Below are 13,788 nucleotides of genomic sequence, written 5' to 3' on the forward strand. Positions count from 1 at the left end.
CAGCGATTAATGATTAGTGAATATTTTGATAGTTTTTCCTTCTACTGTGACAGTTACTCTACCCGTTTGCTCCAACAATTTCACCAATGGGGTAATCTCATTATAGCGGTTAACATAGCAACCGAAGCGTAACTCTTTCGTCGCCTCATTCTCATAGACTACATCCATATCATACCATCTGGCAAGAGTTTTCATGATGTCGTCCAATCGCTGGTCCTTGAAATTGATCTTTCCATGTATCCATGAAGTATAAAATGCAGTATCTACATTGCGTACATTGATCTGGTTGCTGCCCGGAGTAATACAAGCCTGTTCCGATGGTTTCAGAACCCGGTTGCTTCCATTTTCAGTCTGTACTTTTACCGAACCGCTGACAAGTGTAGTTTGATATTCTTCGTTTGCGTAAGCTGATATATTAAAAGAAGTTCCTAATACTTCTATTTTCATCCCTTTGGTTTGTACAATAAAAGGCTGTCCGGTTTTGCTTACTTCGAAATAGGCCTCTCCCTCCAGTTCTACCAGACGGCAATCCTGTGCAAACTGAACAGGGAAACGGATGGAACTCATAGAATTCAACTGTACTTTACTTCCATCGCTCAACGTCAGCTGATATTCACCACCACGAGGAACGTTTACCTTATTATATGCAAGTTTTTCGGATGTCCGGGCGGGAGCCTGCTGATAATTCAATGCTGTAGAATCCACCAGAATAACTGTACCATCTTTTTCTTTCAATTCCACGCCGGAGGTAGACTTCAAATCAATTGCTTCTCCATTATCCAGAATAAGAACGGCTTTCTTACCACCCGGAACAATTTGTTCCGCTACTTGAGATAACGGCTGGGGTTCATTACCGCTCTTATATATTGCCACAGTAGCAACAACCACCGGAAAAATGAAAATAGCAGCATATTTACATATATTCAGTATCCGATGTCTGAACCGATGGCGTTGGATTTTTCTTTGCACTCCCTCCCATCCGTCCTCTGTATGGAAAGTTTGCCGCTTCTGCATATTCTGCTTTATGTTCTCTTCCTTGCAGATTTCCCGAAAAAGGCGTTCGTTTTCGGACGATTCATTTCTCCACCGAGTCAGTTCCGCCTGTTCTTCTTCCTCGATTTCATCAGATAAGTATCTGGCAATGAGTCTTGCAATATAAAAATGTTGGTTTATCATAATTCACATGTTTTAATCGTTGTTTATACTAAAACAGGTGAATTGAAAATCAGGGTGTATTAAAATGATTTTTTTTAAAAGAAACTATAAAAAGTAAAAAACCAGGTAGTAATAGTCTTTCAAATATACGCGTAATTTACGGTAGGCAATCTTTTTCTGGGAGTGTACCGTTTCACCGGAAATATTCAGTGTTTCAGCAATTTCCGGATTGCTTTTTCCCTCAAGTGCCAGTTGCATAATGCTTTTCATCTGCGGTGGCAGTTTTTCAATGGCATCCACCAATATCCGGTAACTTTCTTCTGCAATGACCTTGTCTTGAAAAAAAGAGTCTTTACTCATTTCCTGAACTTTCTGTGCATACTCGTTCATGACTTTGGTATGTTCCAGTTCATTCAAAGATTTATTGCGTACCGACGTGTAGAGGAATGATTTAATCTGATGCACATACATGAAATCATCGCGTAACTGCCACAACTTCACAAAACACTCCTGAACAATATCAGCCGCTAATGCATCATTTTCGACATACTGATTAGCAAACATACATAGAGATATGTAATATTTGTCGAATATAGAACGAAACTGCGTCTCATCAGTTAACTTAATACTAATATAGTCTGTTGTGCCAATCACGTATTCTTTATTTTGGTTACAAATATACCATTTGAAAATTATGTAACCAAACAAAAATGAAAAATCACAATCTTTGTTTCATTACAAAACCTTCAAAGAAGTCGTCCCGGTAACTATTACCGATAGCAATTTCATACGATTTTATAAATATATCATTATTGTCAAATGACTCGATGTGATCGGTATTGACGATATAGGATTTATTCACCCGCAAAAAAATAGATTTTGGTAATAAATCGAATATGGCTTTCAGGCTCATGCGAGTAATGATACGCTGGTCGTTCAGTTGAAGAATGACGTAATCTTTCAATCCCTCAATAAAGAGAATATCGGAGAAATTCACCTTGAAATACCGGCACTCTGCCTTTACAAAGAAATATTCAGCGGCAACAATCGTTTCGATAGCTTCTTTTTCTTCTTTCAATAATAGAGAATGATAGGATAACGCTTTATCCACCGCCTTTTGAAAACGTTCCGCTTCGACAGGCTTAATCAGATAGTCGATTGCATCTACTTCATAGCTATCCAACGCATATTCTGTATAGGCTGTGGTGAAAATAACCAGTGTCTTTTTGGAAATTGTACGGGCAAACTCTATTCCTGTAATCCCAGGCATCTGAATATCCAGAAAAACCAGATCGACTCCCTGTTGCTCCATAAAGTCGGAAGCAGTTGCAGCACTGTTAAAACTGCCTATCAACTGGAGGTTATCGGATTCTTCTATCAATAACTTCATGGCCTCACGTGCCAAGGGTTCATCATCTACAATGATACAATTCATAATGTTATACTTAAAATTACAGAATAGAGATTTTCATCTTCTCTTTGTTCCAACTTATAATGTTCAGGATACAGTAATCCTAACCTACGCTGGATATTGGCAAGTCCGATTCCACCGACTTTACCCTGCTGGACTGCAACAGCCGGTTTAGAATTCTCACACCGGAAATCCAGTCGGTGAGCATCCACCTTAAAAAAGACATGGACATACGAAGAATGCTCACTATCAAAACTATGTTTCACCGCATTTTCCACAAAAGGAATGAATAACAAAGGCTGAATCCAAATGGAATCCACTTCTCCCTCCTGCCTCAACGTAAACTGGAAATTGTCACGGCGTATCTTTTCCAAATTCAGATAGTCATTCAGGAAACGGATATCCGAAGCCAATGAAACTCTTTCACGCGAACTGTCGTTAATCTGATACCGTAGCAAATCTTCCAGTTTAAAAAGTACTTTGGAAGCTTCTTCCGGATTTCTCTTTATCAGGACATTGGCATTATTCAGCATATTGAAAAGAAAATGCGGGTTAATCTGATTCTTCAGAAATGTCAGTTCGGATTGCAAAGTAGTGGACTCGAGTTCGTCAATACGCAGATTATAACGCAACCAATGGGTAAACAAGGATATGGCTGCCGAACCTGCGGTAACAAAACCGATGGTCAGTATCCCCGAAAAAGTATTAATGAAAGTAGCGAATCTGCCAGGATCTTTTCCGGGCAGAATTACTTCAAAGAGTAATCCCTGGGTGACTGAAAGGAAGACGATGACTACCAAATTCGTCAGGACAGCCGCCAGGACATAGTGCCCCAAACGGTTCTTCAACAGAAAACAGGGTACTAATATATACAGGTTCATATAGATTACCGTATTAATGGAAACAAAATATGCCAGGAATCCACCAAAACGCCGCCAAAAAGAAACTGACTGCAAAGGTTCGTACCAAAAGACATTAATAGTCATCAAAAGAACTATTATTTGCAGTAACAGATGTCTACATGTCCGGTAATGAGGACTTAACAGAAAAGCTGTGACACTTTTATCTTCCATTCTTCTATGTTCTGTATTCAGGTTCATACTTCACCTCCTTTCAATTCCAACCAGATGCTTTCTGTCGTCAGGAATAGTCTGTAACGATTGCCATATAATAAGTTCAGTCTTTGGCGGATTCTTTCAAGTCCTTTATCTTCCAAAAGATTCACTTGTAGGCAAAGACAAGTGAATATAATTGTGTTCTCTTCTACTTTCAAATGGATTTTGAGAGAAACAGGGATTGATGTTCGCTGTTCGTTGATTGATTTTACAATATATTGCACAAATGGAATGAAAAGCAAGGGTGGAACCAGTGTTCTATTTACTTCTCCATCCGCAAGCAGTTCATAATTGAATTGTGCCTGAGAATTCTGTTCCAAGGTCAGGTAATTATTCAGGAAATTAATTTCACTACTAAGCAATACCTTTGTTCTGCTGCAATCATATAGCTGATAGCGAAGTAGTTGACTTAATTTCATCAGCATCTTCGAAGCTTTTTCCGGTTCGCTCAATGTCAGTTCCCCCGAATGATGCAATGTTTTGAAAAGAAGTTCGGGGCTGACTTGTTCTTTTAGCTGTTCCACTTCCGAAAGAACGTGAACCTTTTCCATTTGTGAGACACGTTGATGATCTATCATCCATTCTTTCAGGAGAACGGTCATTGTTCCTCCTATCATGCAGAGTGTGGACAACATGAAAGAAGATATATAATCCATCACTATAGGTATGGAGAAATAGGAGGCACGTTCGTAAAATTCCGGCCAGCAGGAATAAGATACATATTCCGTTGCCATTTGTATTGCCAGGGCAAGCATCATTGCTACTGAAAGTAAGGATATGTAGGTTAGATAGCGTCTTTTCAGCAAAAACTTTGGAAAGAGCCAGAAAAGATTCAGATAAATAACTCCTATATAAGTCAGTAGATATAAGAAAGTGAATGTATAAATCCATCCTCCCAATATATCCCGATAATCGAGGAATATAATAAAAACCTGATTGAATGATATGGTAGCCAACACCATAATAAGCACCAGATAACGCGCCCATCGAAGTTCCGGACTAACGAGGAATCGATATAATAAAGTAGATTTATTGTCTGTTGTTATTGTTTCAGCCATCGTGTATTTAATCAGGGAAGATGTTTTATCTCCGGGGACGAAGATAAAACATTTTTCCGGTTGGACTTCTATATCGGTTATTTAAAATTCAAGTTTATAACTCACATTTGTCAATGTTGTAGAACCGTCACTAACATCAATTTTTCCAGTTTTCACATTATATTCATGTCCATAGTGTTCTTTCGCACCGGTAAAATTAAGTCCTTTCACTGCAAACTCATGAGAGACTTTCTTCTTGTTGATGCGGTAACTCACGGTATAGTTGCCGATAAGCATGGGAGAATACTGTTTAGAAAATGCTTTCGTTTCGTCATATTGCACCTCTTTATCAGGATGATTCATCGTTGCTTCCCTGTCAATCGGAGAATACCGGTCACCTCCTTGTAAGGTCAATTTCAGATTGATGCTAAGAATATTCTGTCTGTTACGTCCCAGCATCCATTCCTTTCCAATCAGTCCGTTGATGACATAATTCCGATTAAACTTCGTATTGTACCACACACCGTCTCCGCCCCGGTAGCGGGAATCGAAAAGAGAACCGGAAATCATGTAATAGAGCCCTTTTTCCAGGAAACGTTCTAAAGTGATGTCAATACCGATGTTGCGTCCTCTTCCTTTATTAACCAATGCGTCTTCCACATAGAAATCAGAACGGTTGAGTACGGAATAAGAGCTGTCAGCCATCACAGGCACATCATGGAGAAATTGGATATAAGGTTCTATTTTCAGATTCATGCGATCGGATATTTTGTATCCAAAAGATAACATGACGTGCTGCGCTTTGGTGAAATCGAGTTCCTTGTTGACGGATTTGTCTCCTGTACTTTTCGTTTTCACAAAATAGACGTCCATTTTCTCCATGCGACTGTACATACCATAAGCCAGTGCAAAAGTTGCTTTCGGAGTAGCTTGCCATTTCAAACCAATACGGGGTTCAACAGACCATTTATTATTCAGAGTCAGAAATTGCCCGTAAATACCGGCATTGAGCGTCCAGCGTTCCGTCAATCCTACAGAAGAACTATTGTAGGCAGATATCAGACTCGTATTACCTTTTCCTTGAGATACGGTTTCCAGTGATTCGGCTTCATAAGGAGCAATGGCAAGATTCATTTGATAGAACATGGCATTATACGTAAATCCTGTCTTATTAGTAAAACGGTTACTGAATTTACGGTTAAAAGTCGAAGTTAGTATTAAGTTAGTATGTTTTGAGTTAAGATCCATGTAGGGGGTGGATTCCAAAGAGTGGTTAAACATGGTTGCTCCACCGTCCAGTTGCGAATAAGTACCGGCAATAGTGGTTTTCAGTGATGCGTCATTGTTGAAGAAATAACGGTGGCTGATACCTCCGGCAGCCATATACTGTTTGTCTTTTGATTCGCTACGGTCGCTCATATATTCCCATTTATCCGTATTCTTTTCAAAATCACTGCCGAATTTATCAATCAGGCTGGTTCCCCAGACAGAGAATGTTCCTGCTTTCTGTGTCGGGAAATTCAGTTTGAAGTTCAAGTCCTGATAGTCCATCTTTCCGCCCTCCAAGTTCAGAAGTCCTGTTGTGGAATACCGATAATTGAAAATATAGGATGCTTTGTGCTTCTTGCTTAACGGTCCTTCGGAAGCTACATCAATTCCCATGATGCCCACTTGAAGCGTATTCTCATTCTTCTGGTTATTTCCATTACGCAATTTCATATCAAACACACCAGATACCGCATTTCCATATTCTGCCGGAAAAGCTCCGGTAAAAAAATCGGAATTACCCAATACCTGCGAACTAAGAGATGAAAGTATCCCTCCACCCAATGTGGCAATATCCGCAAAGTGATTCGGGTTCGGAATTTCAACGTCTTCCAATCGCCACTGCAACAGATGGGGAGCATTGCCATGAATGGATATTCCATTGGAAGATACACTGGGGGCCACTCCGGCAAAGGAAGATACCAAACGGGCAGGGTCGTCAAAACCTCCGGCATAGCGGCTCGCTTCTTCCACACTCAACATACGGGCTCCAGTAGTAGCCATCTTATTCATCGCTTCCTCTTTATTGGTCCTGGCACGAATCACTACTTCATTGAGTTCGTTTACACTTTCTTTCAAAGGAATTTCCAAATAAACCTCTTTGGCGGAAGTTACCAGTATCTCTCTGAAAATACCCGGTTCATATCCCATAAAGGCTGCCTCTACCGTATGCCGTCCAACAGGAACCTGTGGTATGCTGAAACGCCCGAGACTGTCTGTTATCGTACCTGTTCCCTCTTTTTCGGATAATCTCACCGTTGCATACGGTATCGGGTGTTTTGAATCCCCGTCAATAACCATTCCCCGGATTGTCTGTACCGGCCGACCTTTTCTCTGCGGTGTCTGACTAAAAGCCACTGCGGATACCAACAAAGCAACCAACAAAAGTATCCACCCGCCATAACGATGTGTTTTTCGGGTTAACTCTTCACCAAGAACTCTTTCAAAGGTTTTGAGTACTGTGCTGCATTCATCTGCGGAGATACCCGACTGAATAGATATTTTTTCTAATAATCTAGTTTTATTCATCTTCATGATTTTATTCTGTTTTTATTTCGTCACGAAGATAGAGTATAGAAGATTGCCGATTTTTGAAATGAGACGAATACATCCCGTTTGTAGACAAAACACAAAATTGGTAAGACGAAAAATCATCCGAACTATGGAATTTCACTTAAAGAAGAAGCTCTTTTTAAAAGACACATCACTTTCAGAACGATTTATATCCTCTAAAAGTGATGTGACTTTTTTTAATAGCACACGCCAACCTACCCTAAAAAGTCGGTCTTATCTTTATCCGTGATCTCCCGAATTACTTTACATGGCACTCCTGCAGCGATTACATTTTCCGGCACATCCTTAGTCACTACACTTCCTGCTCCGATTACCGAATTTCTCCCAATGGTAACACCACCCATAATATGAACGCCTGCACCAATCCAGACATTATCCTCTATTACAATCGGATGTGCATAGCAACCTCCCATAATGCGTTCCCGGGCATCAAGTGCATGATTTGCTGTGTACAATCCCACACGTGGCCCCAACAATACATTATCCCCTATTGTAATAAGATTCCCATCCAACATGATGCAATCAAAATTAGCAAAGAAGTTGTTTCCTATAGTGATATTAAATCCAAACTCACACCGGAAATTGGGTTCGAAGTGAACATTCTCCCCAATGCCTTTCAACAAATTGCGTAATAATGCTTCACGAACCTCTTTGGGTTTTCCATAAGTAGAGTTATAATCATTAGTCAGAAAAACGACTTGTTCTCTTCTCTGAACCAGTTCTGTAGACAAATCATTATACATAGTCCCCGACAACATTCTTTCATACAATTCTCTATTTTCCATATCTATATCATAATGATTGATTAAAGTCCTTTTGTAATCACCGGTAATCCGAAAAAGCCTTTTTGTAAAGTCAGTATCTTCGATGCACCTGCCTTGGCCTTATTATAAGTGGAAAGTGACACATGCAGCTCTTCCACAGCTCCATTCTCAAAAGCTACCTGCAGATAGTATTCCTTACGTATGCCATCCGAAACATAACGATGCCTGCCTACTCTACGGGTCTTCTTATGTGTTTCCACATATTTTTTCTGTACCATCACTGTTTCTTCGTGTGTGGAAGCAGGATCGGCAAACCAATAATTACCGCCAAGAAACAAGACATAACTGATGGCACCGATGCAAGCCAGATGACACAAACAATTAATTACTTTACCATCCACGGTTGTCAGCCATATCCATTTCTTATAGAATGGGATAGTAACAAGAGCAATCAAAAGCGCCATTCCAAGAGGTATCCACCAGGCAGTCAGTGTATCTTCGTAGATAACATATCCAATGCCACACGAAGCAATAAATATCAGAAGCATCAAAAAGCGAAGTATCCTAATAAATAGAGTTTTCATCATATTTATACTTTTATGCGCAAATATAAAGATAAGCAATTAAAGATACAGCCAAAATCACATATAAAAATCAAGGTTATATCTTGTACCTTTTTTCTTTGTGGAAATAAAAAAACGAACATTTAAGCTAGTTTCACGACTTAATTAAAGTACATGTCTTGTTCCTCGGTGAGAAACACATCGTTGCACACCGAGAAACGGGTCGTTCCTTTTAAAGGAACGGGGCTTTGGTTTTAAACCAAAATACAAGTCATATAATCAATTAAATATCAACAATTTACCAAATCACCATTTCAACTAATAAGCATATTGGAATTTTATTGACAACTCACGATAGGATGAGAATAATAGAATAACAGAAAGGATAGAAAAATTCATTTTAAACATAGTGACGGTATCCACTTATGATAGTGACGGTATATTCGTGGGATAGGGTAACCATCCCGACCGGATAGTGACGCTATATTTTTGCTTGGGAAAAAGCATAAAAAAAGGCTATCTATCCCAGACAGCCAATCTTTTGTTAACCTTAAATCTAATACTATGAAAAACACATTGCAAAGATACGGACTTTCTGCATATCTCCAAATTTTCAGGCTCAAGTAGCGTATCTTATAACATGGTTTAATAGAAGTAACAGTTTCGTTAACATTTAACATAAATCCATCGGATATTAACGAATATCCGATGGAGTAGATTCAGAGATTACTCATATCGTAATGAACGAGCAGGTTTGCTCATTATTATTTTCATTGTCTGGAAAGCCACTGTCACAAATGAAATGAACAACATCAGCAATACAGGTACTATAAAGAACCACGCTTTGAGATCGGTACGGAAAGCATAATGGCTTAACCAGGCATTCATACTAAACCAAGCTACCGGAAGAGCTATAACAACTGCAATCAAAATCAACTGGAAAAATCCTTTGACCAACTGATAGAAAAGATTCCAGCGGGAAGCTCCCAACACTTTACGTATTCCCATCTCTTTGGTGCGGGTGGAACAGGAAAACATGACTAATACCCAAAGTCCGAGACAGGAAATAAAGATTGCCAATCCGGTGAACGAACCGATCATCGCTCCGAAAACCTCGTCTTGCCGATATTGGTGGTCGAAGAACTGATCGAGGAAGAAATAATCAAAGCTGGAATCCGCAAAATACTGATTCCAGATCTCTTGCACTTGAGATACCAGTTCACGGGGATTTCCGGAAGCCATCACAACAGAGATATAACGCTGGGGCAACCAATCAATTTTATCTTTATGAATCAGCATGATAGGTGTATAGTTCTTGCTCAACGCCTGCTGATGATAATCTTTCACCACTCCGATAATCTGCATCGGCGCATCAGTACATTCCACTGTTACCAACTCGCCTATCGCCTCATCATTGGAAGCAAATCCCAGATTACGTACAGCTGTTTCATTAATCACCAGTTTATCGACATCATCACCATATTCTTCGGAGAAACTTCTTCCGGCTACTATCTGCAAACCGTATGCATCCGCATAATCAGGATCACAAGCCAGCATCTCATAAAGACGGTTCTGCTTCAAAGCGTCATTGGTGCGACGATTGGAAAGGAATGTGGCCACTTCTTCGCCCGGCACGGCACCGGAAAAAGTAACCCGATGGACCAGAGGAAGACGCGCGATTGCTTTTTTCATTGCTTCCAACTTGATATTCTGCCCCTCTGTATGTCCCGGAAACTTAACCACTAATGTCTGGCTGGTTTTCACTCCCAAAGATTGATTGCGCATAAAATTCAGCTGTGCAAAAACAATCAATGTAACACAAAGTAAAATCATGGAAGCTGTATACTGGACAACCACCAGTACCTGACGGGTTCGGTCGCCTGACTTGCTATGCAAAAACTTCCCTTTCAACAAGGTTATAGGTTTGCGATTCAACAAAGCCAATGCCGGATAATACCCGGAAATAAATATTCCGGCTATAAAAACGAGAACCAGCAAAATCCACCAGTAATCCATGAACCAGACAGAAAACGTAACTGTACGTCCTACCAATTGGTTGAAATGTGGAAGAACCAGTTCTATTAATCCCACAGCTAATATGAAAGCTATCAGATTCATAACCAAGGCCTCAAACAGGAATTGATAAATCAACTGTTGGCGGAAAGCTCCCACTACCCTGCGCACTCCCACTTCTTTAGCACGCTCCATCGAACGTGCTACGGTCAGATTGATATAGTTAATCCAGGCAATAGCCAGAATAGCGACAGCTGCAAAAATCAGGGCGATCATAGCAGAACGATTTCCTTTGGTTTCCGTCTCATAGCCTATCTGTGGGGTGAGATGTATATCTGCCAAGGGAATTAAAGACACGCCCCACGTCTTATTTTTCAGTGCTTCCTCTGTCTTGTATTTCTCCGCCATCACAGGAAATTCTTTTTCTATCTCCGCTTTTCTTTCCGGTGAATCGAGCAAAACATACGTATAGGCTTCATGCTTATACCAGTATTCCTGCATATATTGAGGCAGAGAGGCATAGGAAATCAGAAAATTATAATGAATGTGTGAGTTGGAGGGCATTTCTTTCATGACTCCGGTCACTTCGCACGATACTTTATCATACGTTCCGGTAAAGATCAGAATTTTGCCGATAGGGTCTTCATCTTTGAAATACTTACGGGCAATACGTTCGGTGATTACCACTTGCCGGGGCATGGAGAGACAAGTCTTTTTATCCCCTTTCAGAAGTTCGAAATCAAAAAGACGGAAGAAGCCCGGATCGGCATAGGCTATCTGATTCTCCCGTAATGTCAGTTCGCCATATTTCACAATCTGCTCCGGTTGGAGATGGGTAGCGATACGGGTATAATCTTCGATTCCGGCAAGATTCTCTTTCATGGCCGAGGCATATCCGAAAGAGCTGGTCGCCCAGTAATCGGTCAGGACTTCCCCTTCATGAAAAGTACTTTGCACCCGATAGATATGGGCATATTTCGTGTGCATTTTATCAAAGCTGAACTCAAAAGTGACATAGGTTAGCATCAGTAATGCCGATGCCATTCCGATTGCCAATCCAAAGATATTGATGAAACTGAACTTCTTCCGCTTCATCAGATTCCGATAGGCACTATTCCAGTAATTCCCTATCATACGGTTTCGTTTTTAGATGACGTTTTCTTTTCCAGCGGACGGTTGATGTTTTCGGCTACAATCTGTCCGTCCAATAGTTGGATGACCCGGTGTGCATACTTCGCATCCCGCTGTGAGTGGGTGACGATAATGATTGTGGTTCCCTGACGGTTGAGTTCGCTCAACAGTTCCATCACTTCGATGCCATTCACCGAATCCAGATTTCCGGTAGGTTCGTCGGCCAGCAGTAGTTTACATTCGGTCACTACGGCACGGGCAATGGCTACACGCTGTTGCTGTCCGCCGGATAACTGCTGGGGATAATGATTCGCACGATGTAACAGGTTGACTTTTTCGAGCACTTTATTGACTCGTTCTTTCCGTTGGAGAGTCTTCATACCCAGATAGACAAGTGGCAGTTCCACATTCTCATACACGGTCAGTTCGTCAATCAGGTTGAAACTCTGAAAGATAAAGCCCAGATTACCTTTCCGCAAAGCAGTCAACTGGTTTTCAGTCATTTTATCGACTTGCTTCCCCTCAAAAAAGTAAGAACCGGAAGTCGGAGAATCCAATGTACCGAGAATATTCAGCAAGGTGGATTTGCCGCATCCTGACGGTCCCATTATCGCTACAAATTCTCCTTGTTCCACCTGTAAGGTGACATCATTCAATGCTTTTGTCTGCACCTCTTCTGTGGTGAAAAGCATAGATAGTTTTTCTGTTTTAATCATAATAATTATTCATTATTTTAGTATTAGTTTCTCATTGTCTCCAAATAATTCATACCCGGATATGATTACTTTCTCACCCGGAGACAAACCGTCTGTCACCTCGTAATACAGTGGATTCTGCCGTCCTATCTTCACAGGGCGCCGCGTGGCAAATGTACCACTTTCATCGACAACGTACATCCATCGGCCCCCGGTAATTTGAAAGAATCCGCCACGGGGAACCAGAATAGCTTGTGCCGGATCACCCAATTGCAGGTTTATGTGATAAGTCTGTCCGGCACGGATATTCTCCGGTCGTTCGGATATAAAATTGAGGTCTGTACGAAACTGACCGTCTTTCACTTCAGGATAAGGTTTAGTCACTTCCAGTTTATAGGTTCCTCCGTCACGGGTAAAGTCGGCAGGAAGTCCGGGAAGTACCCGTTCTACGTAGTGCTCGTCTATCTGTGCCTGTACTTTAAGGTTGGAAGTGATGATTTGCCCGATATGTTCGCCGGCAGAAATAGATTGCCCGATTTGCGCATTCAGGTTTCCTACCTGTCCGTCAATCGGAGCTTTCACTTTCAGGTTTTCCAAACGCTCACGAACCAATGCCAAGCTCCGTTTCATATTACGTATATTCTCGTCAAGACTGCCTATCTGACTTTCCCGAAAAATATGATCCTGCCGGATACGTTCGTCAATAACAGCCAGTTGCTCTTTGGCTGCTATATATTCTTCCTCTGCCTGGCGATAGTCTTCACGTGCTATCAGTTGTTCGTTTACCAAACGTTTATACTGCTCATAACGGCGTTGCTTCCCGATAAGCTCTTTATTCAGGCCGATACGTTCTTGTTTCAGTTGCAGTCGTTCCTGCTCCATACTAATCCGGGTATTACGCAACTCGTTTTCCTGATAAGCAAGATCGGCTTCACTCTGCATGATACCGATATTGAGCAATGGGTTGCTAAGACGCAGAATCACATCACCGGCCTTTACCATAGCTCCCTCTTCTTTCAGGCGCTCTTCCACACGACCGCCCTCGATGGCATCCATATAGATAATCCGGCTAGGCATGACCTGACCAATCACACGGATATAATCACTGAACTCGGCCTGCTCGACAGTAGCAATTGTCAGCCGGTCTTTCTCCACTGCCATAGAAGAAGCTGTATCTCTGAAAATAAAATAGGCAATCACAGCAAGTCCGAGCATTACCCCACCGACCCAATAAAGACGTTTGCGATTGATGCCGGGTTTTCGTTCAATAAGTGTATCCATAATG

General features: G+C 41.2%; 11 protein-coding genes. All 11 read right to left on the reverse strand.

Annotated elements, in window-relative coordinates; all coding sequences use genetic code 11:
* Positions 1-6: 6 nt before the first annotated feature.
* The 11 genes from N5O98_RS11065 to N5O98_RS11115 all read right to left on the reverse strand — a co-directional run bounded on the left by N5O98_RS11065 (position 7) and on the right by N5O98_RS11115 (position 13,784).
* The gene (locus N5O98_RS11065; protein ID WP_004311231.1) at positions 7-1,176 is read right to left on the reverse strand and encodes a FecR family protein; all 1,170 of its coding nucleotides are present in this window, start codon (positions 1,174-1,176) and stop codon (positions 7-9) included.
* Positions 1,177-1,260: 84 nt separating this feature from the next.
* On the reverse strand, positions 1,261-1,809 hold the full coding sequence (locus tag N5O98_RS11070) for an RNA polymerase sigma-70 factor (RefSeq protein WP_004304159.1): 549 nt from the start codon (positions 1,807-1,809) through the stop codon (positions 1,261-1,263).
* A gap of 64 nt (positions 1,810-1,873) precedes the next feature.
* On the reverse strand, positions 1,874-2,590 hold the full coding sequence (locus N5O98_RS11075; protein ID WP_195664285.1) for a LytR/AlgR family response regulator transcription factor: 717 nt from the start codon (positions 2,588-2,590) through the stop codon (positions 1,874-1,876).
* On the reverse strand, positions 2,587-3,666 hold the full coding sequence (locus N5O98_RS11080; RefSeq protein WP_032851999.1) for a sensor histidine kinase: 1,080 nt from the start codon (positions 3,664-3,666) through the stop codon (positions 2,587-2,589). The genes N5O98_RS11075 and N5O98_RS11080 overlap by 4 nt, the downstream gene beginning before the upstream one ends.
* The gene (locus N5O98_RS11085; RefSeq protein WP_004311232.1) at positions 3,663-4,739 is read right to left on the reverse strand and encodes a sensor histidine kinase; all 1,077 of its coding nucleotides are present in this window, start codon (positions 4,737-4,739) and stop codon (positions 3,663-3,665) included. The genes N5O98_RS11080 and N5O98_RS11085 overlap by 4 nt, the downstream gene beginning before the upstream one ends.
* Positions 4,740-4,820: 81 nt before the next feature.
* Positions 4,821-7,298, reverse strand: coding sequence for a TonB-dependent receptor (locus tag N5O98_RS11090; RefSeq protein ID WP_004311233.1), 2,478 nt, complete (start codon positions 7,296-7,298; stop codon positions 4,821-4,823).
* A gap of 233 nt (positions 7,299-7,531) precedes the next feature.
* The gene (locus tag N5O98_RS11095) at positions 7,532-8,122 is read right to left on the reverse strand and encodes a sugar O-acetyltransferase (RefSeq protein ID WP_004300595.1); all 591 of its coding nucleotides are present in this window, start codon (positions 8,120-8,122) and stop codon (positions 7,532-7,534) included.
* A 20-nt stretch (positions 8,123-8,142) separates the two neighbouring features.
* On the reverse strand, positions 8,143-8,688 hold the full coding sequence (locus N5O98_RS11100) for a DUF2500 family protein (RefSeq protein ID WP_004311234.1): 546 nt from the start codon (positions 8,686-8,688) through the stop codon (positions 8,143-8,145).
* Positions 8,689-9,390: 702 nt separating this feature from the next.
* Positions 9,391-11,811 carry an ABC transporter permease gene (locus tag N5O98_RS11105; RefSeq protein ID WP_004326609.1) on the reverse strand — a complete coding sequence of 807 codons (2,421 nt, stop codon included), beginning with the start codon at positions 11,809-11,811 and terminating at the stop codon, positions 9,391-9,393.
* Entirely contained in the window at positions 11,808-12,524 is a 717-nt protein-coding gene (locus N5O98_RS11110) for an ABC transporter ATP-binding protein (RefSeq protein ID WP_004304173.1), read from the reverse strand. The genes N5O98_RS11105 and N5O98_RS11110 overlap by 4 nt, the downstream gene beginning before the upstream one ends.
* Before the next feature lie 12 nt (positions 12,525-12,536).
* Positions 12,537-13,784: an efflux RND transporter periplasmic adaptor subunit gene (locus N5O98_RS11115; protein ID WP_004311235.1), complete on the reverse strand. Its 1,248-nt coding sequence runs from the start codon at positions 13,782-13,784 to the stop codon at positions 12,537-12,539.
* Positions 13,785-13,788: the final 4 nt, after the last annotated feature.

Origin of the sequence: Bacteroides sp. LFL-34 (assembly GCF_027257075.1) — a bacterium.
Lineage (GTDB): Bacteria > Bacteroidota > Bacteroidia > Bacteroidales > Bacteroidaceae > Bacteroides > Bacteroides ovatus.

Bases quoted from the DNA above. Each gene is read 5' to 3' on its own strand.
- N5O98_RS11065 (WP_004311231.1), bottom strand. From the start codon at position 1,176: ATGATAAACCAACATTTTTATATTGCAAGACTCATTGCCAGATACTTA.
- N5O98_RS11075 (WP_195664285.1), bottom strand. From the start codon at position 2,590: ATGAATTGTATCATTGTAGATGATGAACCCTTGGCACGTGAGGCCATG.
- N5O98_RS11080 (WP_032851999.1), bottom strand. From the start codon at position 3,666: ATGAACCTGAATACAGAACATAGAAGAATGGAAGATAAAAGTGTCACA.
- N5O98_RS11085 (WP_004311232.1), bottom strand. From the start codon at position 4,739: ATGGCTGAAACAATAACAACAGACAATAAATCTACTTTATTATATCGA.
- N5O98_RS11090 (WP_004311233.1), bottom strand. From the start codon at position 7,298: ATGAAGATGAATAAAACTAGATTATTAGAAAAAATATCTATTCAGTCG.
- N5O98_RS11095 (WP_004300595.1), bottom strand. From the start codon at position 8,122: ATGGAAAATAGAGAATTGTATGAAAGAATGTTGTCGGGGACTATGTAT.
- N5O98_RS11100 (WP_004311234.1), bottom strand. From the start codon at position 8,688: ATGATGAAAACTCTATTTATTAGGATACTTCGCTTTTTGATGCTTCTG.
- N5O98_RS11105 (WP_004326609.1), bottom strand. From the start codon at position 11,811: ATGATAGGGAATTACTGGAATAGTGCCTATCGGAATCTGATGAAGCGG.
- N5O98_RS11110 (WP_004304173.1), bottom strand. From the start codon at position 12,524: ATGATTAAAACAGAAAAACTATCTATGCTTTTCACCACAGAAGAGGTG.
- N5O98_RS11115 (WP_004311235.1), bottom strand. From the start codon at position 13,784: ATGGATACACTTATTGAACGAAAACCCGGCATCAATCGCAAACGTCTT.